23 protein-coding genes are annotated in these 26,711 nt (G+C 53.0%); 20 read left to right on the forward strand and 3 right to left on the reverse strand.

Translation table 11 applies throughout. The features are described 5' to 3' along the window. Positions 1-106: 106 nt before the first annotated feature. From EDM56_RS26960 to EDM56_RS26975, 4 genes are all read left to right on the forward strand, one after another. Complete coding sequence (locus tag EDM56_RS26960; protein ID WP_183192605.1) at positions 107-886, forward strand: carbon-nitrogen hydrolase family protein; 780 nt, start codon at positions 107-109, stop codon at positions 884-886. A gap of 79 nt (positions 887-965) precedes the next feature. Beyond that, positions 966-2,120: an iron-containing alcohol dehydrogenase gene (locus EDM56_RS26965; RefSeq protein WP_122921036.1), complete on the forward strand. Its 1,155-nt coding sequence runs from the start codon at positions 966-968 to the stop codon at positions 2,118-2,120. A 24-nt stretch (positions 2,121-2,144) separates the two neighbouring features. Continuing rightward, entirely contained in the window at positions 2,145-3,539 is a 1,395-nt protein-coding gene (locus EDM56_RS26970; RefSeq protein WP_122921037.1) for an APC family permease, read from the forward strand. 8 nt (positions 3,540-3,547) lie between these two features. Then, complete coding sequence (locus EDM56_RS26975; protein WP_122921038.1) at positions 3,548-4,108, forward strand: DUF3156 family protein; 561 nt, start codon at positions 3,548-3,550, stop codon at positions 4,106-4,108. Between the two features lie 285 nt (positions 4,109-4,393). On the opposite strand, the gene EDM56_RS26985 is transcribed toward EDM56_RS26975, so the two are convergent. Together EDM56_RS26985 and EDM56_RS26990 are read right to left on the reverse strand one after the other, a co-directional pair. Next, positions 4,394-5,803, reverse strand: a complete 1,410-nt coding sequence (locus tag EDM56_RS26985; protein WP_122921040.1) for a sensor histidine kinase — start codon at positions 5,801-5,803, stop codon at positions 4,394-4,396. Next, a complete protein-coding gene (locus EDM56_RS26990) occupies positions 5,800-6,504 on the reverse strand; it encodes a response regulator transcription factor (protein WP_122921041.1) in 705 nt (234 codons plus the stop codon). Before EDM56_RS26990 ends, EDM56_RS26985 begins: the two co-directional genes overlap by 4 nt. A gap of 273 nt (positions 6,505-6,777) precedes the next feature. On the opposite strand from EDM56_RS26990, the gene EDM56_RS26995 reads away from it, so the two are divergent. The 3 genes from EDM56_RS26995 to pcrB all read left to right on the forward strand — a co-directional run bounded on the left by EDM56_RS26995 (position 6,778) and on the right by pcrB (position 8,995). After that, the gene (locus EDM56_RS26995; RefSeq protein ID WP_246009555.1) at positions 6,778-7,842 is read left to right on the forward strand and encodes a DUF3048 domain-containing protein; all 1,065 of its coding nucleotides are present in this window, start codon (positions 6,778-6,780) and stop codon (positions 7,840-7,842) included. 148 nt (positions 7,843-7,990) lie between these two features. Next, positions 7,991-8,281: a YerC/YecD family TrpR-related protein gene (locus tag EDM56_RS27000; protein ID WP_122921042.1), complete on the forward strand. Its 291-nt coding sequence runs from the start codon at positions 7,991-7,993 to the stop codon at positions 8,279-8,281. Positions 8,282-8,296: 15 nt separating this feature from the next. After that, positions 8,297-8,995: a heptaprenylglyceryl phosphate synthase gene (pcrB, locus tag EDM56_RS27005; protein ID WP_122921043.1), complete on the forward strand. Its 699-nt coding sequence runs from the start codon at positions 8,297-8,299 to the stop codon at positions 8,993-8,995. A 76-nt stretch (positions 8,996-9,071) separates the two neighbouring features. On the opposite strand, the gene EDM56_RS27010 is transcribed toward pcrB, so the two are convergent. Continuing rightward, positions 9,072-9,971, reverse strand: a complete 900-nt coding sequence (locus EDM56_RS27010) for a PhzF family phenazine biosynthesis protein (protein WP_122921044.1) — start codon at positions 9,969-9,971, stop codon at positions 9,072-9,074. Between the two features lie 121 nt (positions 9,972-10,092). On the opposite strand from EDM56_RS27010, the gene EDM56_RS27015 reads away from it, so the two are divergent. The 13 genes from EDM56_RS27015 to EDM56_RS27075 all read left to right on the forward strand — a co-directional run bounded on the left by EDM56_RS27015 (position 10,093) and on the right by EDM56_RS27075 (position 26,658). Then, complete coding sequence (locus tag EDM56_RS27015) at positions 10,093-10,974, forward strand: LysR family transcriptional regulator (protein ID WP_122921045.1); 882 nt, start codon at positions 10,093-10,095, stop codon at positions 10,972-10,974. A 132-nt stretch (positions 10,975-11,106) separates the two neighbouring features. Next, positions 11,107-13,410 carry a DNA helicase PcrA gene (gene pcrA / locus EDM56_RS27020; RefSeq protein WP_122921063.1) on the forward strand — a complete coding sequence of 768 codons (2,304 nt, stop codon included), beginning with the start codon at positions 11,107-11,109 and terminating at the stop codon, positions 13,408-13,410. 27 nt (positions 13,411-13,437) lie between these two features. Beyond that, entirely contained in the window at positions 13,438-15,462 is a 2,025-nt protein-coding gene (ligA, locus tag EDM56_RS27025) for an NAD-dependent DNA ligase LigA (protein ID WP_122921046.1), read from the forward strand. A 34-nt stretch (positions 15,463-15,496) separates the two neighbouring features. Continuing rightward, positions 15,497-16,399: a WD40/YVTN/BNR-like repeat-containing protein gene (locus EDM56_RS27030; RefSeq protein WP_122921047.1), complete on the forward strand. Its 903-nt coding sequence runs from the start codon at positions 15,497-15,499 to the stop codon at positions 16,397-16,399. Next, positions 16,390-17,940, forward strand: coding sequence for a Ppx/GppA phosphatase family protein (locus EDM56_RS27035; RefSeq protein ID WP_122921048.1), 1,551 nt, complete (start codon positions 16,390-16,392; stop codon positions 17,938-17,940). Before EDM56_RS27030 ends, EDM56_RS27035 begins: the two co-directional genes overlap by 10 nt. A gap of 59 nt (positions 17,941-17,999) precedes the next feature. Then, positions 18,000-19,073 (forward strand): CamS family sex pheromone protein, encoded by a 1,074-nt coding sequence (locus EDM56_RS27040; protein ID WP_122921049.1) that lies wholly within the window; start codon positions 18,000-18,002, stop codon positions 19,071-19,073. A 194-nt stretch (positions 19,074-19,267) separates the two neighbouring features. Continuing rightward, positions 19,268-20,815, forward strand: a complete 1,548-nt coding sequence (pruA, locus tag EDM56_RS27045) for an L-glutamate gamma-semialdehyde dehydrogenase (RefSeq protein WP_122921050.1) — start codon at positions 19,268-19,270, stop codon at positions 20,813-20,815. A 215-nt stretch (positions 20,816-21,030) separates the two neighbouring features. Continuing rightward, positions 21,031-21,891 carry an MraY family glycosyltransferase gene (locus EDM56_RS27050; RefSeq protein WP_246009556.1) on the forward strand — a complete coding sequence of 287 codons (861 nt, stop codon included), beginning with the start codon at positions 21,031-21,033 and terminating at the stop codon, positions 21,889-21,891. Between the two features lie 120 nt (positions 21,892-22,011). After that, on the forward strand, positions 22,012-22,854 hold the full coding sequence (asd, locus tag EDM56_RS27055; RefSeq protein ID WP_122921051.1) for an archaetidylserine decarboxylase: 843 nt from the start codon (positions 22,012-22,014) through the stop codon (positions 22,852-22,854). A 54-nt stretch (positions 22,855-22,908) separates the two neighbouring features. Then, positions 22,909-23,199 carry an Asp-tRNA(Asn)/Glu-tRNA(Gln) amidotransferase subunit GatC gene (gene gatC, locus EDM56_RS27060; RefSeq protein WP_122921052.1) on the forward strand — a complete coding sequence of 97 codons (291 nt, stop codon included), beginning with the start codon at positions 22,909-22,911 and terminating at the stop codon, positions 23,197-23,199. Positions 23,200-23,216: 17 nt separating this feature from the next. Beyond that, positions 23,217-24,689: an Asp-tRNA(Asn)/Glu-tRNA(Gln) amidotransferase subunit GatA gene (gene gatA, locus EDM56_RS27065; RefSeq protein ID WP_122921053.1), complete on the forward strand. Its 1,473-nt coding sequence runs from the start codon at positions 23,217-23,219 to the stop codon at positions 24,687-24,689. A 5-nt stretch (positions 24,690-24,694) separates the two neighbouring features. Further along, positions 24,695-26,131 carry an Asp-tRNA(Asn)/Glu-tRNA(Gln) amidotransferase subunit GatB gene (gatB, locus tag EDM56_RS27070; RefSeq protein ID WP_122921054.1) on the forward strand — a complete coding sequence of 479 codons (1,437 nt, stop codon included), beginning with the start codon at positions 24,695-24,697 and terminating at the stop codon, positions 26,129-26,131. A gap of 179 nt (positions 26,132-26,310) precedes the next feature. Continuing rightward, on the forward strand, positions 26,311-26,658 hold the full coding sequence (locus EDM56_RS27075; RefSeq protein WP_122921055.1) for a hypothetical protein: 348 nt from the start codon (positions 26,311-26,313) through the stop codon (positions 26,656-26,658). The last annotated feature ends 53 nt before the right edge of the window (positions 26,659-26,711 follow it).

The following is a 26,711-nucleotide window of genomic DNA, read 5'->3' on the forward strand; positions in this document are numbered from 1 at the left end:
ATCACTAACCAAATAATTAGGTCAATTATACTTGGTTTTGGCCAAGTTTGATACTGGCACAGTTATTGCGATAAAGATTTTATGTAGGCAAAGGGAGGGTATCTACTTGCGGTTATCCATTGCGCAAATCGAAACCAAATTGAACGACAAAGCATACAACCTCGCGAAAATCGAGCGCTTCCTGCACGAGGCTAAGGAGCATAAATCGGATCTCGTGCTGTTTCCCGAGCTGGGCTTGACCGGCTATTCGATCGGGCCGTGGCTGGACGAGGCAGCGGAGACGCCGGATGGCGAAAGCGTGCAGCATGTCCAAAGCCTCTGCAAAAAGCTGGCCATCCACACGATATTTTCGTTTCCTGAACGGGGGCAGGACGGCAACTACTATGTTGCAACTGTTTTTATCAATGATCAGGGCGAGGTTGTGGCGTTGCACCGCAAAACGCATTTGTATGGTGAGGAGCAGGTGCATTTTACGTGCGGCGACGAGGTTCAGGTGTTTCAGTCCAAGTTTGGCGTGATCGGGATCATGTCCAGCTATGACCTGGAATTTCCGGAAATCGCACGCATCTTGAGTAAAAAAGGTGCCGATTTGATTTTGATTCCGAGCACCAACATGGCGCCGTATAAAACCCACCAGCTCGCGTTTACGCAATGCCGTGCAATGGAAAATGAGGTGCCGCTGGCCTTGTGCAACCGGATCGGCAAGGAGGGCGACATCGAATTCATCGGCTGCAGTAGTTTCGTTGATGCGCAGGGCGTGACTCATTTGCTGCTGTCGAACCAGGAAGAGCTGCATACCATTCCCGTATTGCTGTTCAAGAGTGCGGATTCCAAGCTGGATTACATCTTGAACAACCAGCCGCATTTATTCAAAGAGCTTTGCTAGGCAGGTAGAGAGAAATCATCAGGCTCCGGTTGGCTTGAGAACTAGCAGATAAAGACACAGGAGATTGGAGACGAGACTGATGAATTTTGAATTTTTGTTACCGACCAAAATTGTCATGAAAAAAGGGATCCGGTTCGATACGGGTACGCATTTGCGCGAGCAGGCGATGGCGCATGTGCTGGTGATCACCGACAACGGGATCAAAAACGCCGGCTTGCTTACAGACATTTATGCCAGCCTGGAGAAAAGTGGCATCACACACGATGAGTACAGCGATGTGAAGCCGAATCCGCGCGATACCGACTGTGACCAGATCGCGGAACAGGTGAAAGGAAAGCGCATCGACGGGATTCTCGCCATCGGGGGCGGCAGCGTCATCGATACGGCCAAGGCGGTCAGCATTTTGCACACGAACGGCGGCTCTGTGAACGATTATGAAGGCGCTTTTACGGTGAAAGCCGAGCCTGTGCCGATCGTCTGCATTCCGACGACAGCTGGTACCGGCAGCGAGGTGACCTTCTTCTCCGTCATCACCGACACGAAGCGCAAGTACAAAATGAGTATCCTCGATTACCAAATCGGACCGAAGCTGGCGCTGCTGGACGCAGATTTGACCGCCACTTTGCCGGCGTCGATCGCTTCAAGCACAGGGATGGATGCATTGACACATGCGATTGAAGCGTATACGGCGAGGGTGGCTAACCCGATCAGTGACGCGCTTGCGCTGCATGCGATCAAGCTGATTAGCGAAAACTTGCTCGAGGCAGTGCATGGCACGGTAAACGAGCAAGCGCGTGAAAGCATGCTGATCGGCAGCCTGATCGCCGGAGCGGCTTTTGGCAACTCAGACATTGGAAGCGTTCACTGCATTTCCGAGGCGATCGGCGGCATGTACGACACACCGCACGGAGTCGCCAACGCGATCTTCTTGCCATACGTGTTCAAGCACAACATCGCAGCAAATGTGCAGCGGCATGCGGAAATCGGCTATGCGCTCGGCGCGGACCGCAGCCTGTCGCATGAAGCGGCGGCGCAGGCAGCTGTGGAGATCCTGTTTGCGTTCAGCGAAAAGGTCAACATTCCGAAATTCCGCCATGTGAAAGGCGTCAACCCCGCCGACTTTGCGGTATTGGCGCAAAACTCAAAAAACAATATTTCCGATCCAAACAATGCAAAAGAGATGACAGTCAACGATTATTTGCACATTTTGGAAGAAGCGTATGCCACAGAATAACTTTCCAACGAGAGGTGAACACGTATGGCTACACTGAAACGAACATTAGGTTTTTGGACATCATATGCTACGGCGACGGGACTCGTCGTAGCAGGCACCACAATGGTATCGCTTGGCTACAGCATGGGCTTGACGGGTCCAGCATTTATCATTCCGGCATTTTTGGCGATGCTGATCAGTATCCTGGTTTCTTTTTCGTATGCAGAGCTTAGCTCGATTCTCCCGGGAGCGGGCATGATCGGGGACTATACGCTTGCCGCAATGGGGCGGTTCATGGCGATCGTTGCCGTGCTCGGGGGCTATATCGTACTGGTATCGGCAGCCGGGGCAATGGAATCGATTACGGCAGGACTCGCTGCCGAAATGCTATCACCGGCCGTGGACAGCACGACAGTCGCTATTATCCTTCTCGTCTTTTTCCTGATCGTCAACTTGATCGGCGTTGATGTGTTCGGTTCGGTGCAAGTGCTTTTGACCGTCACCATGATGGCGTCGACCGGTTTGATGGGGCTGTTCGCTTTGCTGGGGATCGGCACCGTTGCGGAACCGCATTCCGCGGCGTTCAATCCGGCAGGCTGGGGAACTGTGTTCCAGTCGCTTGCTTTGGGGATTTGGCTGTACATCGGGATTGAGTACATTTGCCCGATGGCGGAAGAGGTCAAAAATCCGTCGAAGACGATTCCGCGGGCGATGATTTGGGGCCTTGTGACGATTTTTATCGCCGATATGCTATTTGGACAAGCATTGACGCAATTCGTTCCGCTTGATCAGCTGACGACATCAGCTACGCCGCAGGTTGACGGTGGACTCGCGATGTTTGGCAAACCAGGTATGATCTTTATCATCATCATCACCATTCTGGCCAGCTCAAGCTCCATCAGCTCGCATCTGGCAGCAGTACCACGGATGCTGTATGGTCTGGCGCGCGAAGGGATGCTGCCGAAAGTTTTTGCGTACATCCATCCGCGTTTCCGCACACCATGGGTTGGGATCATTGCGGTTTTCCTCTTACTGTGCATCCCGTTTTTGCTCAGCATCAGCATGGATCTGATTGCGACGCTGATTCTCTCCTCTTGCGTGACATGGCTGCTGTCATACTTAATCGCTCAGGCGAACGTGATCATTTTGCGCAAAAAATATCCGAACATGCCGCGTCCGTTCAAGACGCCCCTGTATCCGCTGCCGCAAATCCTCGGGATTTTGGGTACACTGTACGCGATCATCACCATCCATCCGGAAACGGACATGAAGATCAAAATCTATAGCATCTCGGGCGCGTGTCTGCTAGTAATTGTGCTGTATGCGTTCTTCTGGCTCAAATTTAAAAAACTGCCGCTCTTCACCCCGTTGCCGATCGAGCATATCCGTGGCGAGATCGACTTGGAGACGGATGAAGAGCTCAAAGTGAGCGGCAAGTAAGGCAGCCGATGAACATTCACGAAAATGTTGAGAAACGAGCTGCCCACGCGCTTTCGCTGCTTGTCCGCCAGTTTTCTTTTCCGCTTACCCAGCAAGACCGGCTGGCCTACCAATCCGGCGATCAAACCGGCAGCCGTTGGGGAATCCGCTATACGCGGGCGAAAAAATGGATCAGCAGGGTGTATAAACCGGAGATCACATACATGTTTGCGCTGCCGGATACAGCTGATGAAACGTACCGACTCAGCTGGAATCCGGGCAAAAAACAATGGAAGAGAGCAGATGATCAGGCAAGCCGCCAGGTTAGCAGACTCAATGAGCACCGGGACATCACTCAGCTTCTCGCCAGTGTCGACATGGAAAAGGTGGAGCTGACCCAAAATGGGAATGAAGTCACCCTCACACTTATCGCCATTCCCGGCTGCTTCATTTGGACCTTGATTCCGCCGATCCATTATTTCGTGAGGCTAAAGCCGGAAGAAGCCGCTGCGCTGACGGATGTAGCGCTAAGAATTGAACATGCCGTCTTGCGTGACGAATCCGCAATGAAAAAAGCACCTGCAATTTAGGTGCTTTTTCTTCTGTCTTAAAATATTTACTGAGCAGCAAAGGGATTCGGGCAAAAAAGTGAGGCGAAAGCTTTGGCTTGGCCAGCAGAGGCTCAGGTACAAAAATGGAACATCTTTCGCGCCACATGAGCGTCCTTGAGATACACCCGCCGCGCAGCGTGTGGCTTTGGGGCGCGGTTCCATTTTTGTGCCTGAGCCGGTCTTTCATACTTCTTCGCAGGCCAAGCCACCCGCGGCAGCCCCACTTTTTCGCCCGAATCCCCGAACAACCACCGCAGCAAGTATTTAAGATGCTACCCCCTCAGCCTCCGTCGGCAAAATCACCGTAAAATACACTCCTTCTTCGCCATTATCCACACGAATGCTACCGCCATGCGACTCGATGACAGCGCGTGCGATTGCCAGCCCCAGCCCATGCTTACCGGATTTGCCTTTGCGGAAGCGCTGGAACAGCTGCGGAAGCAAATTTTCCTCAATCGGCGGCCCGTCATTAGACAATATCAACTCCAACCTATCTGAAAACGAGGAGCTGCGGATGCTGAGCTTCGATTTGGCATAGCGAAGCTGGTTTTCCAAAATGTTGACGAATGCGGTGCTGAGCTGCTCGCCATCTCCGTAACAGTACAACGAATGAGGAAGATGCACGTCCCACTCTATTGCCGGGTTCAGGACGGACAGGCGCTGATGGATCAACGTGAACAGCTCGACCAAATCGACGCGTTTGAACTGGGTCATCTGCGCTACCGATTCGATTTTCGTCAAATAGAGGAGCTGTTCCACGACTTTTTCTAGACGTTTGCTTTCCTCCATGATGATTGCGAGCCCGTGGTCGGCTTGCTCACCTTGAAAGACGCCTTCTGCAAGTCCTTGCGTATAGCCTTGAATCGCCATGATCGGTGTCTTTAGCTCATGCGAGATGTTCTGGATGAAGTGGCGCTGCGACTCGTCGTATTCCTTCAGCTGATTTTTCATTTTGTCAAAAGAGCGGGCGAGCTGGCCGATTTCATCCTGCCGGTCGACCTTAAGGGGCACGTCGAATTGGCGCAGGGCGATTTTTTGGCACGACTCATCCAGCCTGCGGATCGGCGCACTCAAATAGCGGCTGAACCACATGGCAAGGAGCCAGCTCATCACCAAAATGATCGCGAAAACGATGAAAAACTGCTGGGTCAGCACGGCGTTGATGTTATTTAAATCGCGCTCTTTGGAAAACAGCACAAGGTAGTAGGGGAACGAGTGGTAATTGAGCTGCTTGCTAACGAACAGATACGTTTCATGGCTGCGGTCGAGTGTCCCGCGCTGCAGTTCATCTTTTTTGTAGGTGGCGGCCATATGATACAGCTGTACCAGATCGCTTTGCGGCACCTGTTCGGTGCTTCGCTGCCCCAAGAGCTCTCCGTTCGGCCCGTATACGAGCACGTCAAAGGAGTATTCGTACTTGGACAAAAGCAATTGCAAGAAGAGTGGGGCGGAAGCAGGGAAAGGTAGCAATTCATTATGCTCGGTAAACGAGATGTGGCTCGATAGTTCATTGAACTCGTCTTCCAGCAGCGAAAACGTATTGCTGACCAAATACTGTTTGATCGCCATCGGATACAGAACGCCCACGCTGCTTCCCAGCAAGATGGTCAGCAGCATGAACAGAATGAGGATTTGGCGGGAGAGCGGCCAGTTTTTCAAGCGCAAGAGCTTCATAGATTGGTCATCCTGTACCCGAATCCGTAGACGGTCTCCAATGGGAATTCCGGCAGCTTCCGGCGAATCCGCTTGACCAGATCATCGACGGCACGGTCAGACCCGATGTAATCGTCTCCCCAGATGGCGGTCAATATTTGCTCGCGGTGGAGCGCTTGGTTCGGATTGCGCAAAAAGAAGGAGATCAGGTCGAACTCTTTCGTCGTCAAATCAATCGGCGTTTCGTTTTCTTTGATCAGCCGCCCTTTTTCAGAGATCAAGTAAGGCCCGACCGCCAACCAGTCCTGGTATTGCTGCTGAGGCGACGCGACCGTTGGAACCGCTGCTTTTTCATAAGTACGCTGGAGCAGCTTCTGGACGCGGATGACGAGCTCGCGCGGCAAAAACGGTTTGGCCAAGTAATCGTCGCTGCCCAGCTCCAAACCAAGCACTTTATCCATATCTTGATCGCGAGCGGAAATGAAGATGATCGGTACATTCGATTGTTTGCGGATCAAACGGAGCAGCTCATAGCCGTCGATATCCGGCAGCATGATATCGAGAATCCAGAGATGCGGTTGCTCTTTATCCAAAATGGCAAGCACCTCAGAGCCGGATTGGAAGGTCTTGACCTGGAAACCGGCATTCAGCAGGTACGAGTTTAATAACTGTAAAAGATTCGTTTCATCATCGACCAAATAGATTACGTAAGGTGAAGACATAGGGTCTGTTCCCTCCCTATCAGGATTTCTTTTTATATTGTAGCATAGCGCAAAAATGGATGTATGGGAGCGATATAGGAGGACTGTGTAAAACTTGTGAAAGCCCGCCGTTGCAGAGTAGTTCCTTGTATGGGGATTCTTTTTTTTCGTCTAGGAAAGTTTAAAGGATAGAGATTGGCTGCAAAAAGGGAAGGATTCCCAAACATTCGTAGAGAAAACAAAACGGCACGAACATGCCCAGAGTAAAAACGCCAAAGAAGGAAGTGGTCAGATATGAGCAAGCGCTTGAACCGAACCGCCCTCTCAATCATGATGTTGATTCTCTTAACCGCATGTGCACAAGAAACAACGGTTCCGCCTGCCCAAACTGAACCGCCCGCACCCACGCCAACTCCTCAGCCGGTGACGCAGCAGCCTTCCCCCGAACAGCCTACTTATTCGTATACCGCTCCTTTGACTGGCATGGGCACCAACGAACCCGTGGATCATCGTCCGATCATGGTGATGGTCAACAACGCTCCCCCAGCTCGCCCGCAGTCGGGACTGGACAAGGCGGACATCGTTTACGAATTGCTGGCAGAGGGCGAGATGACGCGCTTCGTCGCGATTTATCAAAGCCAAAAGCCAAAGGTGATCGGACCTGTCCGCAGCATCCGCCCTTATTTCATCCAATTGGGTGCGGGCTTTGATGCGGTCATGATCCACGCAGGAGGCAGCCCCGAGGCGCTGGAGACATTAGCTCACTCCACCACTTACAATTCCGTTAACGAAATCTCCAACGGAAAATACTTTTGGCGGGAAAAATTCCGCAAAATGCCGCACAATCTGTACACCGATCTCGACCGTATCGATAAAGCGATCGCTGACAAAGGGATGCGCGACCGATCAGAATTGCCGTTTCTGCCGTTTCTACCGGCCGATACTGTGATTACGGATGGCGCAAAGGCAGAGACGATCCAGGTAACCTATCATTCGCTGAACAAAGCCAGCTACACGTATGATCCGGAGAGCAAAAAATATTTGCGCTTCACGGCTGGAAAGCCTCATACCGATCTCGTCACCAAACAACAGCTGTCTGTGACCAATCTGCTGGTGATCGCTGCCCGCCACAAAATTTTGGACAGCGAGGGACGTCGCGAGGTAGATATCAACGGTCCGGGAGATGGGTACCTGTTTCAGCAAGGAAAGGTACAACCGGTAATCTGGAAACGTGTGAACGGCGTGATCCGGGCATATTCCGTAACCGACCAAAAGGAACTGCCGCTGCTACCTGGAAATACATGGGTGAACATTCTACCTGACAAACCGGGGCTTGCGAAAGAACTTTCTTTCCAATAAAAATTTTTTTATAATAAGTGGGTACCAAAGCCTAAGATTCGCTTGAATTGGTCTCGTTTTTGACCTAAGATAAATAAAGTGACTGTAGGGCTTTAAAATTGTAAAGATTTAAAGAGCTTATTTTTCACCATATAGATGAGGTGAGTGTATGCAATTGGAGAAACTGAAGGGGAAGGGAATCGAGCAGCTTTTCGAAGCGGTTTTGTCGCTTGAGACCATGGAAGAGTGCTATCAGTTTTTTGACGATCTCTGCACTATTAATGAAATGCAATCGCTTGCACAGCGGTTGGAAGTAGCCCGGATGCTGCGTAAAGGGTTCACGTACAATCAGATCGAAGCGGAAACCGGCGCGAGTACAGCTACCATCTCCCGTGTAAAGCGCTGCCTGAATTACGGAAACGATGGCTATCAGCTTGCCCTGGAGCGAATTGGAAGGTAAACTAGGAGGCTTGCTGTGATCGATTTTCATAATTGGCGACATGTATTCAAATTGGACCCGGATAAGCCGATCGATGACGATGCGCTGGAAGCGATATGCGATTCCGGTACAGATGGGATCATTGTCGGCGGGACGCTGGGGATTACGTATGACAATACGTTGGAGCTGATGGCGCGGATTCGCCGCTATGCGGTTCCCACTGTTTTGGAAGTGTCCAATCTGGAAGCGGTCGTGCCGGGCTTTGATGCGTATTTTCTGCCGTTAGTCCTGAATGCGGGCGATCCGGATTGGCTAATCGCTCCCCATGTGGCTGGTCTGACCGCCTATGGCTCTTACATCCATTGGGAGGAGATTTTCGCGGAAGGGTACTTGATCCTTAACCCTGATGCGGCTGCAGCCAAGCTGACCAAGGCTCGTCCCGTGACAGGCAAGGAAGAAGCCAAAGCGTATGCACGGGTGGCTGCGCATATTTGCAAAACGCCGATTTTTTACGTGGAATACAGCGGCATGTATGGCGATCCTGAGATCGTTCGCGCGTGCAAGTCCGGCTACGAGGGTGGAACGCTGTTTTACGGCGGCGGCATCACCGGTGTCGAACAAGCGCGGGAGATGGCGGCGATTGCCGATGTCGTGGTTGTAGGCAATATCGTTTACGATGATGTGGAAGCGGCGCTTATGACCGTGCAAGCGGTGAAAGAGGTCAACCGGCCTTAATCGTATTGCAAAAAGAAGGCGACGTCCGAGAAAAGCGATTTTCTCCGGCGTCGCCTTTTTGCAATGCGATTGGAAATCAGTATGCCAAGCGTCCAGCGACCGTAATGACGGCTGCCCCTGAAATTTTGATGAGCGGCAACGGTGCAGCAGGCTCAATCATCGCATGCAGCGTGCCGGGGCGGCCGACCGCATCGCCCTGGCCGATCACCAGGCGAGTGAGAGCATCCGCAGGAACCAAGCCTTCGAGCGCTAGGTAACCGGAAAGCGCACCGTTTGCGGAGCCTGTCACCGGATCTTCCGGTATCCCGATCGCCGGGCAAAAATCGCGCGTATATAGATCATAGCCGGGGCGGTTTGTGGCAAACGTGAACAAATGCGTCGTCACAACGCCGATTTCTTCATTCATTTTACCCAGTTCAGCCAACAGGGGAGCGGCGGCATCGATGGCTGCCTGCGTTTTGACGGGCACAAGCAAATGCCAGTTGGCGGTGCTGGCGATGCGGATCGGATAGCGCTCATCAACATCGTCAGTGCGGATTCCGAGCAAGCGGGCCAGCTCAGGCAGCGGATATTCCAGTGGTTTTACCTTTGGAGCCGCTTGGGTCATGGTGACACGGGTTAGCTCGCCGTTCTCCTTTTCCCAGGCAATCGGCACCAGCCCGATATTCGTATCGAACACAACTTTTTCAGCTCGGTCGGCCCAGCCGAGGCGGGTAGCCAGCAGCCATGCAGAGCCTACCGTAGCGTGCCCGCAAAAATCAATTTCGACCGTTGGCGTAAAGAAACGTACGCGAAAGTCCGCTCCTGCTTTTTCACTGGGGAACAAGAAAGCCGTTTCCGATTGGTTCAGCTCGCGGGCAATTCGCTGCATTTGCTCATCGGATAGCCCTTCCGCATGGGGCACAACCCCAGCTGCATTCCCGCCGAACGATTGCGAAGTAAACGCGTCAATTAAATAAATGTCAATTTCTTTCATTTGTCATTCGCTCCTTTTCGCTCTATCTTGCTTTCAGTATAATGATGGTACTACCATCAGACAAATGAATGTTCCTCATGGGATGAATGAGTGATTTTCATGCAAGGAGCGTGATACCATTATGACGTTGATGCAAGCGCAGGTGTTTTTGGCTGTCGTGGAAACTGGAACGTTCACCAAGGCGGGAGAGCGGCTCAACCTGAGCCAATCGGGCGTGAGCCACACTATCTCAGGCCTGGAGACAGAGCTCGGTATCCAGCTGCTCGTGCGAAACCGGCACGGCATCAAGCTAACGCAAGCGGGGGAGCGAATTTTGGCCCACGTCAGGGAAATGGTCAACCGGGCCGAGCAAATCAGGCAGATCGCCGCCGATACGATCGGCATGTCGATCGGGACGATTCGCATCGGGAGTTTTCCAAGCGCCTCCGCCAAGCTTTTACCAGGCATCATCCGCTCGTTTCAGGAGCAGTTTCCGCAGATCGAGCTCGTTTTTTGCGAAGGCACGTACGGGCAAATTGTGCAGTGGCTGCATGTCGGTGAGGTCGATGCCGCTTTTGTCACACTGCCGACACCGGGCTTTGATAGCATCGCATTGATTGAGGATCCGTTGGTGGCGGTATTGCCCCACGATCACTCGTTGGTCGGCAAGAATGTTGTAACGCATGAAGAAATCGCCGCCGAACCGTTCATATTGCCACTCGCTGGCTGTGAAAAGCTGGTGCTGGAATCGTTCCAGCGAGCAGGTGCAACCCCACAAATCCGTTTCGAGGTTGCTGACAATCCAACCATTTTGGCGATGGTCAAAGAAGGACTCGGGCTGTCGATCGTGCCGCGGCTGACACTGCCTACGTCCCTGGACCGGGTAGTGGCGGTTCCGCTAGCTATGGAGGCGGCAAGAAGCATCGGTCTCGCCGTCCCAGTACTCGATGATGCGGCGCCTGCCGTTAAGGCGTTTAGGCAGTCGGCGCTGGAATGGGTGGGGCAATATCGGGAGCGTTTGTGAATGAAAAATCTGCTCCGGTTTTCTCCGTCACAGATGCAGCAAAAAAGTGGCGGCAGCGGCTGACTTATGCCAAAATAAGAACATATGCTTTTATTCGGTTTGTAATAAGTGAAAGGTGGCAAACGAATGTCGATGTCGTTTCAAGATAAATTCCTCTCTGGTCTCAATCCGCAGCAGCGGGAAGCTGTCGCAACAACTGAAGGGCCCGTGCTGATCATGGCTGGCGCAGGGAGCGGTAAGACGCGCGTGCTAACCCAGCGCATCGCTTATTTGATCGGGGTGCACAGACGGGCGCCGTGGAGCATCCTAGCCATTACATTTACCAACAAAGCGGCCCGCGAGATGAAAAACCGTGTGGCCAGTCTGGTCGGCAGCGGTGCTGAGGACATCTGGATCTCGACCTTCCACTCGCTGTGCGTCCGTATTTTGCGCCGCGATATCGATCGGATGGGGATCAACCGCAGCTTTACGATTTTGGATGCAGGAGACCAGCTGACCGTAATCAAGCAATGCTTGAAGGAGCTGAATCTCGATCCGAAGCAGTATGAGCCGCGCAATGTGCTAGGCGCGATCAGCACGGCGAAAAACGAACTGATTGACGCAGCCGCGTACGCACAAACGGCCGGGGACCCATTCCAGCGCACAGTGGCACGCGTATTTGAGCTGTACCAGAAAAAGCTGAAAAACAACCAATCGCTCGACTTTGACGATTTGATCATGACGACCGTCCGGCTGTTCAAAGAGGAGCCGGAGGTACTTGAGTTTTACCAGAAGAAGTTCCAGTACGTCCACGTCGACGAGTATCAGGATACGAACCGTGCGCAATACCAGCTGATCAAGCTGTTGGCCAGCGGCTATCAAAACATTTGCTGCGTGGGCGATGCGGACCAGAGTATTTATAAATGGCGTGGTGCCGATATTTCGATCATCCTGAACTTTGAAAAGGATTATCCGAATGCGAAATTGATCAAACTGGAACAAAACTACCGTTCAACAAAGACGATTTTGCAGGCGGCTAACAGGGTGATCGAAAAAAACGTGGCGCGCAAAGACAAGAATCTTTGGACGGAAAACGAGGATGGGGAGAAAATCCATTTTTACGAAGGCGGCTCCGAGCACGAGGAAGCGTATTTCATCGTCGATACAATCCGTCAGCACTTGTCCAAATACAAAAGCTTTGACCGATTCGCCGTGCTGTATCGGACGAATGCCCAGTCCCGTGTGGTGGAGGAAGTGTTCATCAAGTCGAACATCCCGTATACCATCGTGGGCGGCACGAAGTTCTACGATCGCAAAGAGATCAAAGACGTCCTCGCCTATCTGCGTCTCATTTCCAATCCGGATGATGACATCAGCCTCGAGCGGATCATCAACGTGCCGAAGCGTAACATCGGGGATACAACCGTGGACAAAATCCGCGAGTTCGCTTCCCGCCAAGGCGTATCCATGTTCCGCGCGATTCAGGACGCAGGCTACATGGGGCTGCCAGCGCGCACGACCAATGCGATCCTGTCCTTTAGCGATCTGGTCAATGGCTTTACGCAGATGACCGACTTCCTGTCTGTGACCGAGCTGGTTGAAGAGGTGCTGGAAAAGTCGGGCTACCGCCAAACGCTGCGCGAGGACAAATCGCTGGAAGCGGCGGCACGCCTGGAGAATATCGAGGAGTTTTTATCCGTTACCCAGGAATTCGAGAAAAAGAGTGAAGATAGAAGCTTGATCGCATTTTTGACAGACTTGGCGCTGGTTGCCGACATCGATACGCTTGGCGACGACGGCCAGCAAGACGATGCCCCAGCCGAAGGCCAGGTAGTCTTGATGACGCTGCACAGTGCGAAGGGGCTGGAGTTTCCGGTCGTCTTTCTGGTCGGGATGGAAGAAGGCGTATTCCCGCACAGCCGCGCGTTGTTCGATGACAGTGAGCTGGAGGAGGAACGCAGGCTCGCATATGTGGGGATCACTCGCGCGGAAGAGCGTCTTTATTTGACGTGCGCGCGGATGCGCACGTTGTTTGGACGGACCAGCTACAATGCGACATCGCGCTTCATCGACGAGATTCCGTCAGAGGCGCTAGAAGGACGGGAACAGCAGGAGCGTTCTGGCGGCTTCGGCCGTACCGGCTTTGGCGCGACAGCACGTCCGCAAAGTGGGGAAAGCCGCTTTGGCGTCAAGCCGCTGCAGCCGCGCACGACAGCCGCATTCGGGCAGAAGCCGGCATCCAGCAGCATCATTTCGCCGGCAAAACTTACGCACCACGGCAAAGCAGCAGGAATTGACTGGAAAGTGGGCGAAAAAGTGAAGCACGGTAAATGGGGCATCGGAACGGTAGTCAGCGTGAAAGGGAAAGGCGACGATATCGAGCTGGACATTGCCTTCCCGAGCCCGGTCGGAATCAAAAAGCTGTTGGCCAATTTTGCGCCGATTGAAAAAGCATAACCCCATTTTTGGTGGAGGGATTTATACATGGATCGAACAGCCGCCCAGGCACGCATTCAGCAATTACGGGAAGAGATTGAACGACATAATCGACTTTATCATACGGAGGACAAACCGGAGATTTCGGATGCCGAGTACGACCAGCTCATGCGCGAGCTGCAAGCATTGGAAACGGAGCATCCCGATCTGCTCACCTCGGATTCGCCCACGCAGCGCGTCGGCGCGGAGCCGTTGCCTTTCTTTGAAAAAGTGGAGCATAAAACACCGATGCTCAGCCTCGGGAATGCTTTCAATGATACTGATCTGCGCGATTTTGATCGGCGCGTGCGGCAAATCGTCGGAAACGATACCGTCCGTTATGTGTGCGAGCTGAAAATCGACGGCTTGGCGGTCTCGCTCCACTATGAAAACGGCATGTTCGTAAGAGGCGCGACGCGCGGCGACGGAACGATCGGCGAGGATATTACGCAAAACTTGAAGACGATCAAAACCATCCCGCTCCGCTTGTCACAGCCGTTGACGCTGGAGGCGCGCGGCGAGGCATTCATGTCGAAACGCTCCTTTGAAAAGCTGAACAAAGAGCGTGAGGAGCAAGGCGAGCCGCTATTTGCCAACCCACGCAACTCTGCGGCAGGCAGCTTGCGCCAGCTTGACTCCAAAATCACGGCATCGCGGGCGCTCGATATTTTCATCTATGGGTTAAGCGATCTGCAAGGTGATGTGCAGCCGCCGCAAGCGCACAGCGAGGGTCTTCAGCTGCTGGAGTCGCTCGGCTTCAAGGTGAACCAGGAGCTTCGCGTTTTTGACGATATCGAGGATGTCATTACGTTTATCAACGGCTGGACGGAAAAGCGGCCGACATTGCCGTATGAAATCGACGGAATGGTGATCAAGGTAGACAGCTACGGACAACAGCAGGAGCTGGGCTTTACCGCTAAAAGCCCGCGCTGGGCGATCGCGTACAAGTTCCCAGCCGAGGAAGCGGTGACGATCCTCGAAGACATCGAGGTAACGGTGGGCCGGACAGGAGCCGTCACGCCGACTGCTCTGCTGAAGCCGGTCAGCCTTGCAGGGACGACAGTCAAGCGCGCATCGCTGCACAACGAGGACATCATTCGCGGAAAAGGCTTGCTTTTAGGCGACCATGTCGTCGTCAAAAAAGCGGGCGACATCATTCCGGAAATCGTCGCGGTGCTGCCAGAACGCAGAACAGGCAGCGAGGTTCCGTTTAACATGCCGACTCACTGTCCGGAATGCGGAAGTGAGCTGGTCCGCCTGGATGAGGAAGTGGCGCTGCGCTGCATTAATCCGGAATGTCCGGCCCTCATTCGCGAAGGGATGATCCATTTTGTGTCGCGACTGGCGATGAACATCGACGGCCTTGGCGAAAAGCTGGTCGGGCAGCTGTTCCACGACGGTCTTTTGAAAAGCGTGGCTGATCTATATTACCTGCACGAGCGCCGCGACGAGCTGCTTTCCCGCGAGCGAATGGGCGAGAAATCGGTCGATAACCTGCTTGCGGCAATCGAGGCGAGCAAGCGCAACTCGTTGGAGCGTCTGCTGTTCGGCCTGGGCATCCGGCACGTCGGAGCGAAAGCGGCGCGTCAGCTCGCCGAGCATTTTGGCCAAATTGACGCTCTGATGACTGCAACGGAAGATGAGCTGGTGGCAATCGACGAGATCGGGCCCAAAATGGCGGCAAGCATCTTGACGTATTGTGCTATGCCACAGGTGCATCACCTGATCGAACGGCTGAAGGCAGCTGGTGTCAATACGGAGTATACAGGCGTGCGGGCAATGGAAGCCGCCGCTGATTCTCCGTTCCAAGGAAAAACGGTCGTAATCACCGGCACATTGGTCGCGATGTCGCGTCCGGAAGCGGAAGAGAAGATTACGCTTTTGGGCGGGAAGGCGACAGGTAGCGTGAGCAAAAAGACGGACATGGTGATCGCCGGGGAAAAAGCCGGCTCGAAGTTGGAAAAAGCGAGAGATCTGGGCATACCTATCATAGATGAACAAACATTTTTGGCAATGCTTCCAAAAAATGAGTGATTTGTAGCGGCCAACTAATTAGGATGTGAAAACCATGAAGTGTGCGATGAAAGCCTTGGGCATCGGGATCCTTTTGGCGACATGGTTCGTTACCGGCTGTCAAGATGACGGTCAAGCGACGGTGCAACCACGAAAAAATCAGCAGCTACCGGTAGTGGCAGCACATATTCAAGGGGACCTGACCTATCAGGATGTCCTCCAAAACGGCGAGTTGGTTCATGCTGTCGGCATGCCGGGACAAGCTGGCCAAGTTTGGGTGGGAACGCACCGTGGCCTGTATGTCTCGGCACAGAACAAAACATGGGCACTGCTTTCGCCTGATTTGGGTGGAGAAGATATTGCCGGATGGGTTGTCAACGCCAATAATCCAAACGAAGTTTTTGTCGCTGGCGAGAGTGTCTCGTTCCGGTCGACAGATGGCGGGAAAAGCTGGGAGCAGGTCGGCGATGGCCTCCCTCCTTCTCCTGATATCCGCAGCGTAGTCGAAGCGATGGAAGGGAATCAGCGCGTGATTTATGCACTCGTTGCGACGGAAGGCGTCTTCCGTACGGTGGATGGCGGCTTGCACTGGAAAAAGTACATGGCGCTTGAGCAGCCCGTCAATTCAATGGAATACAACGCAGCGGATGGACATCTGTACGTTGTGACGCAGGATGGCGTGCTGGTGAATGACGGGATGAACTGGGTGAAGGAGGATTTGCCTGGTGCTTCGCAGGTGTACTCGGTAGCAGCTGACAACACGAAAGGTGACCTGTATGCGTCAACTTCCCAAGGCATCTTCCAGAAACGGAACGGCGCATGGAAACTGATGTCTGCCAATGCCCCGGAAAGACTGGTTGTGATCGCCGCTGGCTCCGATAAAAACTCCTTGATTGGAGTAGGCGAATCGGCACTTCTCTATGTTTTGCAGCAAGAGGGGTGGAAAAAATGGGAGTAAATCAAAAAGTAGCGGTTATAGACATGGGGTCCAATACGATCCGCATGGTTATCTTTCAAATGAACGAGCTTACGTACCATTTGATTGACGATACGAAAGAGACTGTAAGACTGAGCGAAAATATGGGGCTAGAGCAGACGATTAAACCTGCGGCAATGGAGCGGGCGTTATCTGCTCTGGCCCGTTTCATGAAAATTTGCCGTTCGCGACAAGTGGAGACCATTATTCCGGTGGCAACTGCTGCTGTCCGGCAAGCGAAAAATCAAGCTGAGTACCTCGAACGTGTAAAACAGGAGACGCAGCTTACGTTTCGCGTGCTGAGCGGCCATGAAGAAGGATATTACGGCTTTCTCGGCGTCATCAATGGGCTGACACAACCTACGGGCTTCACGCTGGATATCGGCGGAGGCAGCAGCGAGGTCACCTATTTTGCGGAGCGGGAATTGGCGAACTCCGTCAGCATGCCATTCGGGGCATTGACGCTTACTGAACAGTTCCGCGACCCGGCTCCTACAGGAGAAGGGAAACTTTTGCTCGCAGATATACGTCACTATTTATACGGGGCGATTTCGTCCAATGAATGGATAGGCGGCAAGACGGGCGTTCCGTTGATCGGCTTGGGTGGAACCGTGCGCAACATTGCCCGTATCCACCGCGAATTGATTCAATACCCGCTTGAAAGCGCCCATCAATATGTGATGACAAAAGCGCAGGTGGACGAGACGATGGCGTTCATCACTCAGCTTTCCGTAAAAGAGCTGCAGGCGCTGCCGGGGTTGTCCAAAGACAGAGCGGACATTATCGTGGCTGGCGGCTTGATCATTCAGACGCTTATGGAAGTGAGCGGTGCACCCGAATTGATCATCAGCGGAAACGGTTTGCGCGAGGGGCTGTTTTTCGAGCATTACTACCAGGTGCATGGATCAGAAGCATTCGGCAATCCACTGGAGCTGGACGTGCAAAACACGATGCGCTATTACGGCGTACAGATCGAGCATGCGAAGCACGTGGCGCATCTCAGCGTCCGGCTGTACGATGAGCTGGCGGCTATCCATAGCCTCGGAGAGCGGGAGCGACTCCTTCTCAGAATCGCGGCGCAACTGCACAATGTCGGCGTTGCGGTCAGCTTTTACGAATGGCAGAAGCATACGTATTATGTGCTGCTACATACCAAAATCGTCGGACTTACACATCGGGAACGGTTGATGGTGGCATTGGTTGCCGCCCACCGGAGCAAAAAGAAAATGCGGGAAATGTCTTTGCCCTATCAGCAGCTGCTTCGTCCTGAGGATGAAGACGTGATTGCCAAGCTAAGCGTTTTTTTGATGATGGCGCGGGCGATGGACCGCTCGCTGTCCAGCCATATTCAGGACGTGAGCTGTGAGCAGAAGGAAGGTAAGGTTAAGATCGTCGTGTACAGCGTAGACCCGGATATCCGCCTGGAATTGAAGGAAGCTGGTGAGCTGCAGCAAAAATTCGTGAAGGCATTCGGCTGTGAATACAGCTTGAAGACGAAATTGACGACGGACCGAAAACAATAGGCTAGATAAACGCGTTTTGTTGCTCAACGCCAAGTATGGAAAAAAAGGAGTTTTGCATCATGCATGCTGCATGGAAGCAGGCCGCGGCATTAGGTGCCGTATTACTTTTGACGCTGACTGGTACGGCTTGCTCTTTTTTGCCAGGGAAAACAAAAGATACGCCACAACCGGCGCAGCCATCCATTTCGCCGATCGTGGCGGCGTCAGAGGATTATTATGCGAGCGTCGCGCCTTTCCAGCCCAATCAGACGCGCGGCATGCTGGCGAACTATGGGTATCGGATCGATTTCAGCCATCTGGAGCTGGGGTTGACCGAGATCGCCCGCGAAACGTTTGCACCTGACAAATACTTGTTTCAGGAAGGGCAGCAGTTAAAGCGCGAGCAGGTAAATGCTTGGATCTCACGTAAAAAACAAAATCCGGAAGCACTGAATCCTGAAAAAGGGCCGCGTACGTTGGTGCATATTTTGGAGCACGACTATTTGGAAAAGGACTCACGCAAGCTCGCGGGCATTGTGCTCGGCATCTCGTTGTCTCCGCTCTATCAGGACACATCCGGTGCCGAGAAGTCCTACAGCAGCGAGGAGCTGCGGACAAAAGGCCAGCAGCTGGCCGCGCAGATTTTGCCCAAGGTGAGAGCCAATAACCCCAACATTCCGATGGTGGTGGCCTTGTTCCAAGTGCCGGAGAAAAACTCATCGCTGGTTCCTGGTCATTTCATCATGTCGGGCACAGTCGGGGCGACGGATAGCTCGGTGTCCAAATGGGTGCCGATCAACGAGGAGTATTACCTGTTCCCGAGCGATGCCGCCGAAAAGGCGCAGCCACAAGTGTCGCTGCAGTACGACAAACTGCGCAAAAGCATTCAGTCTTATATTGGCGAATACATCGGTCTGACCGGACTTGGCCGGTTCAGTGGCGGTGAATTGAACGAACTGACGATCACGGCGACTGCCGAGTACGATTCCCGTACGGTCGTGCTCCAATTCACTCAATATGCCGGCGGCTTGATCGATCAATTGTTTGATAAAAATGTTCATGTGAACTTGTATGTGCAGTCGATGAACCAGCCGCTGGCCATCTATGTTCGCCCGGCGGAGGGCAAACCCTATATGCACATTTACCGCAAGTAAAGCAAAATTATTTTGCACACATGTGCTTAAATTTTGCACACGCTTATACAAAAGTGTCACTTGTAAATACAGTCTTCCTTGGTTTTGAATCGGGCACAATAGCATACACTATGGCTGCGAAATAGTTGGTATGATCCTTGCATTAGTATTTAGGCAAGCGTGCATTACGAAAGAATTGAGGAGGCGAACAACAAGTGCAACTTGAGTTCAAAAACGAACCGTTTACCAATTTTCGACTGCCTGAGAATAAAGAAGCGTTCCAAAAAGCGTTAGACAAAGTGGAAAGCGAAATGGGTCGCGAGTACGACCTGATCATCGGTGGCGAGCGCATCAAAACCGACAAAAAATCTAAATCCATCAACCCATCCAACACTACGCAAATCGTAGGTGTTGTTTCCCAAGCAGACCAAGCGCTTGCTGAAAAAGCAATCCAGGTCGCATATGAGACTTTTGACAGCTGGAGAAAAGTAGAGCCACAAGCTCGTTCCCGCTACCTGTTCAAAGCTGCTGCAATCCTGCGCCGCCGCAAGCATGAGTTCTCTGCTTGGCTCGTAAAAGAAGCAGGTAAAAGCTGGCCAGAAGCTGATGCTGACACAGCAGAAGCAATCGACTTCATGGAGTACTATGCGCATCAAATGGACAAATTGGCACAACGCCACCCATTGACTCGCATCCCAGGCGAAGACAACGAATTGTACTACATCCCATTGGGCGTAGGCATCGTGATCCCACCTTGGAACTTCCCTCTGGCGATCATGGTTGGTATGACGACTGCGGCATTGGTTTCTGGTAACACAGTAGTTATGAAGCCAGCTTCCACTACTCCGGTAATCGCAGCGAAATTCATGGAAATCCTGGAAGACGCAGGCGTACCAGCTGGCGTAGTGAACTTTGTTCCAGGAAGCGGCGGAGAAATCGGGGATTATCTGGTTGAGCATCCGTTGACTCGCTTCATCAGCTTCACCGGTTCCCGCGACGTAGGTCTGCGCATCAACGAACTGGCTGCGAAACCTCGCAAAGGCCAAAAATGGATTAAGCGCCTCGTAGCTGAAATGGGCGGTAAAGACTCCATCATCGTTGACAACGACTGTGATCTGGAAGCGGCTTCCCAAGCGATCGTGGCTTCCGCATTCGGTTTCTCCGGTCAAAAATGCTCCGCTTGCTCCCGTGCAATCGTGCATCAAGACGTTTACGACCAAGTGCTGAACCGCGTAACCGAACTGACCAAAGCTCTGACTGTCGGTGATGTGGTTAACACTGAATTCTACACAGGTCCTGTTGTTGACGACAAAGCATACAACAAAATCCTGGAATATATCGAGATCGGCAAACAAGAAGGCAAGCTGATGGCTGGCGGCGAGAAAGGTCCAGAAGGCGGATACTTCATCAAGCCAACCGTTATCGCTGACCTTGCTCCTGATGCGCGCCTGATGCAAGAAGAAATCTTTGGACCAGTTGTTGGTTTCACCAAAGCAAGAGATTTCGATCATGCATTGGAAATCGGCAACAACACCGAGTACGGTTTGACTGGCTCCGTATACAGCCGCAACCGCGCTCACTTGGAAAAAGCACGCTCCGAGTTCCATGTTGGTAACCTCTACTTCAACCGTAAGTGCACAGGCGCACTGGTTGGCGTGCATCCGTTCGGCGGCTTCAACATGTCCGGTACGGATTCCAAAGCAGGTGGACCAGACTACCTCTTGCTGTTCACGCAAGCGAAATCTGTTTCCGAATTGCTGTAAGCCACATTTTTTCAAGCCGAAGCCATCTTTTCCGCGCAAGCGGGGGATGGCTTCTTTTCTTTTCACCCACACTAAGGAAAAAAGCAGGTGTAAAAGGCAGGTGGAAGGTTACGGTTCTCATTACGTACCTCGTCGTGTGTTTGTCTGCATTTTTCCTCGTGTATCTTCTGATTCCGCTTTCCGTGCGGTTCGCGTGGAAATTGAGGTTGATCGATTTGCCCATTGGGCGTAAGGCGCATGCCAAGCCCATGCCACTTTCGGGCGGCATCGCGATGTTTGGCGGCGTGCTGATTGTATCAATGATGTATGCGGAGTGGGACTCGCTTGTAGTGGCGGTCATTAGCGGCGGGGTTTTGCTTGTCGGAGTAGGAGCCGTGGATGACTGGTTCAAGGCGCAGCGCCGCGAATTTCCGGTTTCGCCTCGGCTTATCGTGCAAGGACTTGCCACAATAATCGCTTTCGCCTTGGATATCCGCTTTCGCGGCATTAGCACGGGCTGGTTGGGCGGGGATGAAGGGCAGATGGTGCTGTTTCCGCTGTGGCTGTCATTTATCGCGACGGTCCTGTGGATTTTGGGATTGACCAATATGATGAATTTCCTCGACGGAGCGGATGGTTTGGCCGGAGGGGTGACGACGATCTCGGCGACCACGCTGTTTTTCATCGCCTGGCTGACCGGACAAAGCCAGACGGCGTTGATGGCAGCAATTTTGGTAGGGGCGACGCTGGCGTTTTTGCGCTTTAATTTTCATCCGGCACAGCTGTTCATGGGTGATGCGGGCTCGGCTTTTCTCGGCTATACGCTTGCCCTGCTTGGCCTGGAAGGTGCGATGAAAGGAGCGACGCTGGTCTCGCTCACTGTGACGGTGCTGGCGCTTGGGCTGCCCGTCGTCGATACGCTGCAGGTGATGGTCAGCAGGCTGCGAGCGGGCCTGCCCGTCTACAAGGCAGACCGCCGCCACGTTCACCACCGTTTGCTGTCAAAAGGGCTGACGACGCGTCAAACGGTCGTTGTGCTGTATGTGGTCAGCTTCTTGTTTTCCCTCACATCGGTATGCCTGTTTTTGTTTTTATAAAGTCGCTATCTATAACTGTTTTTTGCATGTCTGAATTGCTCCGTTTCGTGGATAGTGATAGAGTAAGGGATATGTGTACACTGGAAATCAACCCGGAGTTCTACGATAAGGAGTTACAAAATGCGTAAAGGTTTGATTGGAAAGATCATTCATCGCCTGCCTCAAAACGCGATGTCGAGGACGATGGGCAAAATCACTGCTTCCCGCTTTAGCCGAGTGGCGATCCGTCGCTATGTCCATCATTACAAGATCGATCTTGACGTAGTGGAAAAGCCGGTTGGCGAGTACCGGACGTTGAAGGAATTTTTTGCTCGCCGGCTCAAGCCATCGGCTCGTCCGATCGCGACAGCCCCGGGAGCGATTGTCAGTCCGGTGGATGGCAAAGTGTCGCAGCTTGGCGACATCATGCACGGGACTTTGATACAAGCCAAGGGTAAGGAGTATAGTGTTGCCGAGCTCTTGGGCGATCATGAGGAGCTGGCGAGCCGTTTTTATGGCGGCAAGTTCATCACGATCTATTTGAGTCCGCGCGACTATCACCGCATCCATATGCCGGTGGACGGCACGCTTGAGCAATATACGTATTTGCCAGGAAGGCTGTATCCGGTCAATGACATCGGGGTGCAGCAAGTGGACTGCCTGTTTGCCCGCAATGAACGTCTGATCACGTTCGTGAAAAGCGAGGAAGCTGGCTGTGTAGCTGTCGTCAAGGTAGGCGCTCTGTTTGTGGGAAGCGTTAAAGTAACATATAATCGAGCGACGACCAATGTGAAGCATGGGCGCGTTCACAATGAACAAATCGCCGGACACCCGAGCCTCGACAAAGGGCAGGAGCTGGGCTGGTTCGAGTTCGGCTCCACGGTCATTTTGCTGTTTGAAAAAGGGCGTATGGACTGGGTTCCCGGCCTACGCGAAGGCAGCGTCCTGCAGATGGGGCAGCAGCTGGGTCAAATTGACGAGTAAGAAGAGATTCAGGTATCATCAAAGATATGTGGCAAGTTTCGGAGGTGGAGAAAAATGAGCGCGATTACGCGTGAGCAAGTGGAGCATGTAGCCAATCTGGCGCGCCTGCAGCTGACAGAGGAAGAGGCGGAGCGTTACACGAAAGATTTGAACGCCATTTTGGATTTTGCAGCAAAATTGAACGAACTGGACACATCCAACGTAGAGGCAACCAGCCATGCGACCGATGTGAAAAATGTGATGCGTGAAGATGTGAACCGTCCTTCCGTTTCACCGGAGACGGCGCTTAAAAATGCGCCAGAGCAAGATGAAGGCCAATTTAAAGTGCCGGCTGTGTTTGAATAAGGAAGGAGGATATGAGCGTGTCTTTGTTTGATAAGCGATTGTCAGAAATACATAGCGATCTGCGGAGCAAAACCATCTCCGTAAGCGATCTGGTGGAAGCGTCGTTGAAGCAGATCAGCGAAACGGATGGCGAGATCAAAGCGACGATTTCCGTCGATGAGGAATATGCGCGCAAGCAGGCGAAAGCGCTGGACGAGCGCCTGGCAAACCCGGGCGAGGAGCTGGGGCTTTTGTTTGGTTTGCCAGCGGGCGTGAAGGACAATATCGTCACGGAAGGTCTGCGCACCACATGTGCGAGCAAATTTTTGGCGAACTATGATCCAATTTATGATGGGACGGTCAGCAAAAAGCTGAAAGCGGCTGATGCTGTGATCGTGTCCAAGCTGAACATGGACGAATTCGCCATGGGCGGCTCCAACGAAAACTCCGGCTTCTATCCGGCGAAAAACCCGTGGAACACCGATTATGTCCCAGGTGGCTCCAGCGGTGGTTCTGCGGCAGCGATGGCTGCGCGTCAGTTCTTCTTTACACTGGGCTCTGATACAGGTGGATCGATCCGCCAGCCGGCTGCATTTTGCGGCGTTGTTGGCTTGAAGCCAACGTACGGTCGCGTCTCCCGCTTCGGTCTGGTCGCATTCGCGTCCTCACTTGACCAAATCGGGCCGATCACCAAAAACGTCGAGGATTCCGCATATGTACTGCAAGCGATCGCGGGTCACGATCCATTCGACTCGACTTCCGCTAATGTGGACGTGCCTGACTACCTGTCCGCTTTGACCGGCGATGTAAAAGGACTACGCATCGGCGTACCGAAAGAGCTGATCGGCGAAGGTATCGATCCGGAGGTGCGCGAAGCGGTGCTGGCGGCATTGAAGCAGCTGGAGAGCATGGGTGCTACTTGGGCGGAAGTGTCAATGCCGCATACCGAGTACGCGGTGCCTGCATATTACCTCCTGTCTTCTTCCGAGGCGTCGTCCAACCTCGCGCGCTTTGACGGCGTGCGCTACGGCGTAAGAGCAGACAATGCGGAAAACCTGATCGAGCTGTACAAGGAGTCCCGCAGCCAAGGCTTCGGACCGGAAGTAAAACGCCGCATCATGCTCGGTACGTACGCGCTGTCGTCCGGCTACTATGATGCATACTACAAAAAAGCGCAGCAAGTGCGCACGCTGATCATCAACGACTTCAAAGAAGTGTTCAACCAATTTGACGTCATTTTGCACCCGACCACGCCGACGACCGCGTTCAAAATCGGGGACAAAGTCGATGATCCAGTCAAAATGTATCTCGAAGACATTTGTACCGTTCCCGTCAACCTCGCAGGCCTGCCGGCGATCAGCGTGCCGTGCGGACTGGCTTCAAATGGAATGCCGATCGGTCTGCAAATCGTCGGTAAAACGTTTGATGAAGCAACCATTTTGCGCGTTGCGCATGCTTATGAACAGGCCACGAGCCATCATTTGCGCAAGCCGGAATTGGTGAGGGGGTAAGCGAGATGAGTAAGTACGAAACCGTCATCGGCTTGGAGGTCCATGCCGAGCTTTCGACCAACAGTAAAATTTTCTGCGGCTGCAAAACCGAATTCGGAGCGCCGCCGAATACCCATACATGCCCGATCTGCTTGGGCCATCCAGGCGTATTGCCGGTGACCAACAAGCAGGCGGTAGAATTCGCGATGAAGGCAGCTCTTGCGCTGAATTGCGAAATTTCCCGCGAAACCAAGTTTGACCGCAAAAACTATTTTTACCCGGATTCGCCGAAAGCGTACCAAATCTCCCAATTCGATCAGCCGATCGGCCTGAACGGCTGGATCGACATCGAGGTGAACGGCGAGACCAAACGCATCGGGATCACCCGTCTGCATTTGGAGGAAGATGCGGGCAAGTTGACGCACACCGATTTCGGCGGAGGCTCGCTGGTTGACTTCAACCGTGTCGGCGTACCGCTGGTGGAGATCGTCTCCGAGCCGGACCTGCGCTCGCCAGAAGAAGCGAAAGCGTATTTGGAAAAGCTCAAAGCGATTATCCAATACACCGAGGTTTCCGATGTGCGCATGGAGCAAGGCTCGCTGCGCTGTGACGCCAACGTTTCAATTCGACCGTATGGCCAAGAAGAATTGGGTACCAAAACCGAGTTGAAAAACATGAACAGCTTCCGCAACGTACAAGTGGGGCTGGAATTCGAAGTGGAGCGCCAAATCGAGGTCGTTTCCGCAGGCGGCAAAATCACGCAGGAAACCAGACGCTGGGATGAAGCGGGCAAGAAGACGATTTCCATGCGTTCCAAAGAGGAAGCGCACGACTATCGCTACTTCCCAGACCCGGATCTGGTCAGAATGCAGATTTCCGAAGAATGGATTGAAGCGGTTCGCGCGACGATTCCGGAGCTGCCGGATGCACGCCGCGAGCGCTACATGAAAGATTTCGGTCTGTCCGGCGACGATGCGTATGTCATCACGCTGACCAAGGATTCCGCTGATTTCTACGATGCGGCGACCAAAACCGGCGCCGATCCGAAGAGCGTGGCCAACTGGCTGATGGGCGATCTGTTCGGCTACCTGAACGCCAACAACCTGGAGCTGAAAGACGTCAAAATCACGCCGCATGGCTTGGGCGAAATGATCAACCTGATTGAAAAAGGCACGATCTCCACGAAGATCGCCAAAACCGTGTTCAAGGAAATGGTCGAGACCGGCAAAGAGCCAGCCAAGATCGTCGAAGAGCAAGGCTTGGTGCAAATCAGCGATGAAGGCGAGCTGAAGCGCATCGTAAGCGACGTAATCGCTGCCAACCCGCAATCGGTTGAAGACTACAAGGCAGGCAAGAAGCAGTCGATCGGCTTCCTGGTCGGCCAAGTGATGAAACAGACAAAAGGGAAAGCCAACCCGCCGATGGTTAACCAGTTGTTGACCGAAGTGCTTGAATCCTTATAGAGGAAGTTCAAAAAGTCCGGTAAACCTAGCTGTCGAATTTCTGCGTTGCGTTGCCCCTCCGCTGCTCACGTAGACTTACCTACGTTCCGCTGCTCGGGGCTGCCGCGCCTTGAACTTCTCGGCTATGTTTATCCTCCTTTTTGAACGCGAAATAAATCGTTTTGAAGGGGAGCTTAACGATGAACATTCTGTCCGTAACAGGCGAACAAGTTCCTGCCGGCAAAGGCGGCTCGCCGTCCGACACGTTCGATCGCTCCATCGCCACCTATCAGGCGGGGGAAGCGACGAAAAGCCTGACGGTCACCTATTGCCGTTATTTCGGCAAAGCGCTGGCCGAGCAAGGAATTTATGACCAGGAGCAGGAAGGTGTTCCGGTCAATCGCATTGCCGCGATTTTGTTTTTGGAGCAGAACCCCGACACCAAAGAAGGACGCCAGTATTACAACGAAACGGCCGCATTTCTCAAGCTGTTCGAAGGATTTTCGCTGGCGCAGTTCAAGCAGAAGTATGGCGCTGTGCTTTCGTAAAAGAGTGCCTATAACAAAACGCTTCCGTTTTTGAAGTGACCCCAAAAAGTTAG

The organism is Brevibacillus fluminis (assembly GCF_003710825.1).
Lineage (GTDB): Bacteria > Bacillota > Bacilli > Brevibacillales > Brevibacillaceae > Brevibacillus_D > Brevibacillus_D fluminis.

What these genes read in the sequence shown, in the direction of transcription:
- EDM56_RS27040 (WP_122921049.1), top strand. Translation starts at nt 18,000, where the DNA reads ATGCATGCTGCATGGAAGCAGGCCGCGGCATTAGGTGCCGTATTACTT.
- EDM56_RS27075 (WP_122921055.1), top strand. Translation starts at nt 26,311, where the DNA reads ATGAACATTCTGTCCGTAACAGGCGAACAAGTTCCTGCCGGCAAAGGC.
- EDM56_RS26975 (WP_122921038.1), top strand. Translation starts at nt 3,548, where the DNA reads ATGAACATTCACGAAAATGTTGAGAAACGAGCTGCCCACGCGCTTTCG.
- EDM56_RS27030 (WP_122921047.1), top strand. Translation starts at nt 15,497, where the DNA reads ATGAAGTGTGCGATGAAAGCCTTGGGCATCGGGATCCTTTTGGCGACA.
- gatC (WP_122921052.1), top strand. Translation starts at nt 22,909, where the DNA reads ATGAGCGCGATTACGCGTGAGCAAGTGGAGCATGTAGCCAATCTGGCG.
- ligA (WP_122921046.1), top strand. Translation starts at nt 13,438, where the DNA reads ATGGATCGAACAGCCGCCCAGGCACGCATTCAGCAATTACGGGAAGAG.
- EDM56_RS26970 (WP_122921037.1), top strand. Translation starts at nt 2,145, where the DNA reads ATGGCTACACTGAAACGAACATTAGGTTTTTGGACATCATATGCTACG.
- EDM56_RS27010 (WP_122921044.1), bottom strand. Translation starts at nt 9,971, where the DNA reads ATGAAAGAAATTGACATTTATTTAATTGACGCGTTTACTTCGCAATCG.
- EDM56_RS26985 (WP_122921040.1), bottom strand. Translation starts at nt 5,803, where the DNA reads ATGAAGCTCTTGCGCTTGAAAAACTGGCCGCTCTCCCGCCAAATCCTC.
- EDM56_RS27000 (WP_122921042.1), top strand. Translation starts at nt 7,991, where the DNA reads ATGCAATTGGAGAAACTGAAGGGGAAGGGAATCGAGCAGCTTTTCGAA.
- EDM56_RS27035 (WP_122921048.1), top strand. Translation starts at nt 16,390, where the DNA reads ATGGGAGTAAATCAAAAAGTAGCGGTTATAGACATGGGGTCCAATACG.
- EDM56_RS26990 (WP_122921041.1), bottom strand. Translation starts at nt 6,504, where the DNA reads ATGTCTTCACCTTACGTAATCTATTTGGTCGATGATGAAACGAATCTT.
- pcrA (WP_122921063.1), top strand. Translation starts at nt 11,107, where the DNA reads ATGTCGTTTCAAGATAAATTCCTCTCTGGTCTCAATCCGCAGCAGCGG.
- EDM56_RS26995 (WP_246009555.1), top strand. Translation starts at nt 6,778, where the DNA reads ATGAGCAAGCGCTTGAACCGAACCGCCCTCTCAATCATGATGTTGATT.
- EDM56_RS27015 (WP_122921045.1), top strand. Translation starts at nt 10,093, where the DNA reads ATGACGTTGATGCAAGCGCAGGTGTTTTTGGCTGTCGTGGAAACTGGA.
- gatB (WP_122921054.1), top strand. Translation starts at nt 24,695, where the DNA reads ATGAGTAAGTACGAAACCGTCATCGGCTTGGAGGTCCATGCCGAGCTT.
- asd (WP_122921051.1), top strand. Translation starts at nt 22,012, where the DNA reads ATGCGTAAAGGTTTGATTGGAAAGATCATTCATCGCCTGCCTCAAAAC.
- EDM56_RS26965 (WP_122921036.1), top strand. Translation starts at nt 966, where the DNA reads ATGAATTTTGAATTTTTGTTACCGACCAAAATTGTCATGAAAAAAGGG.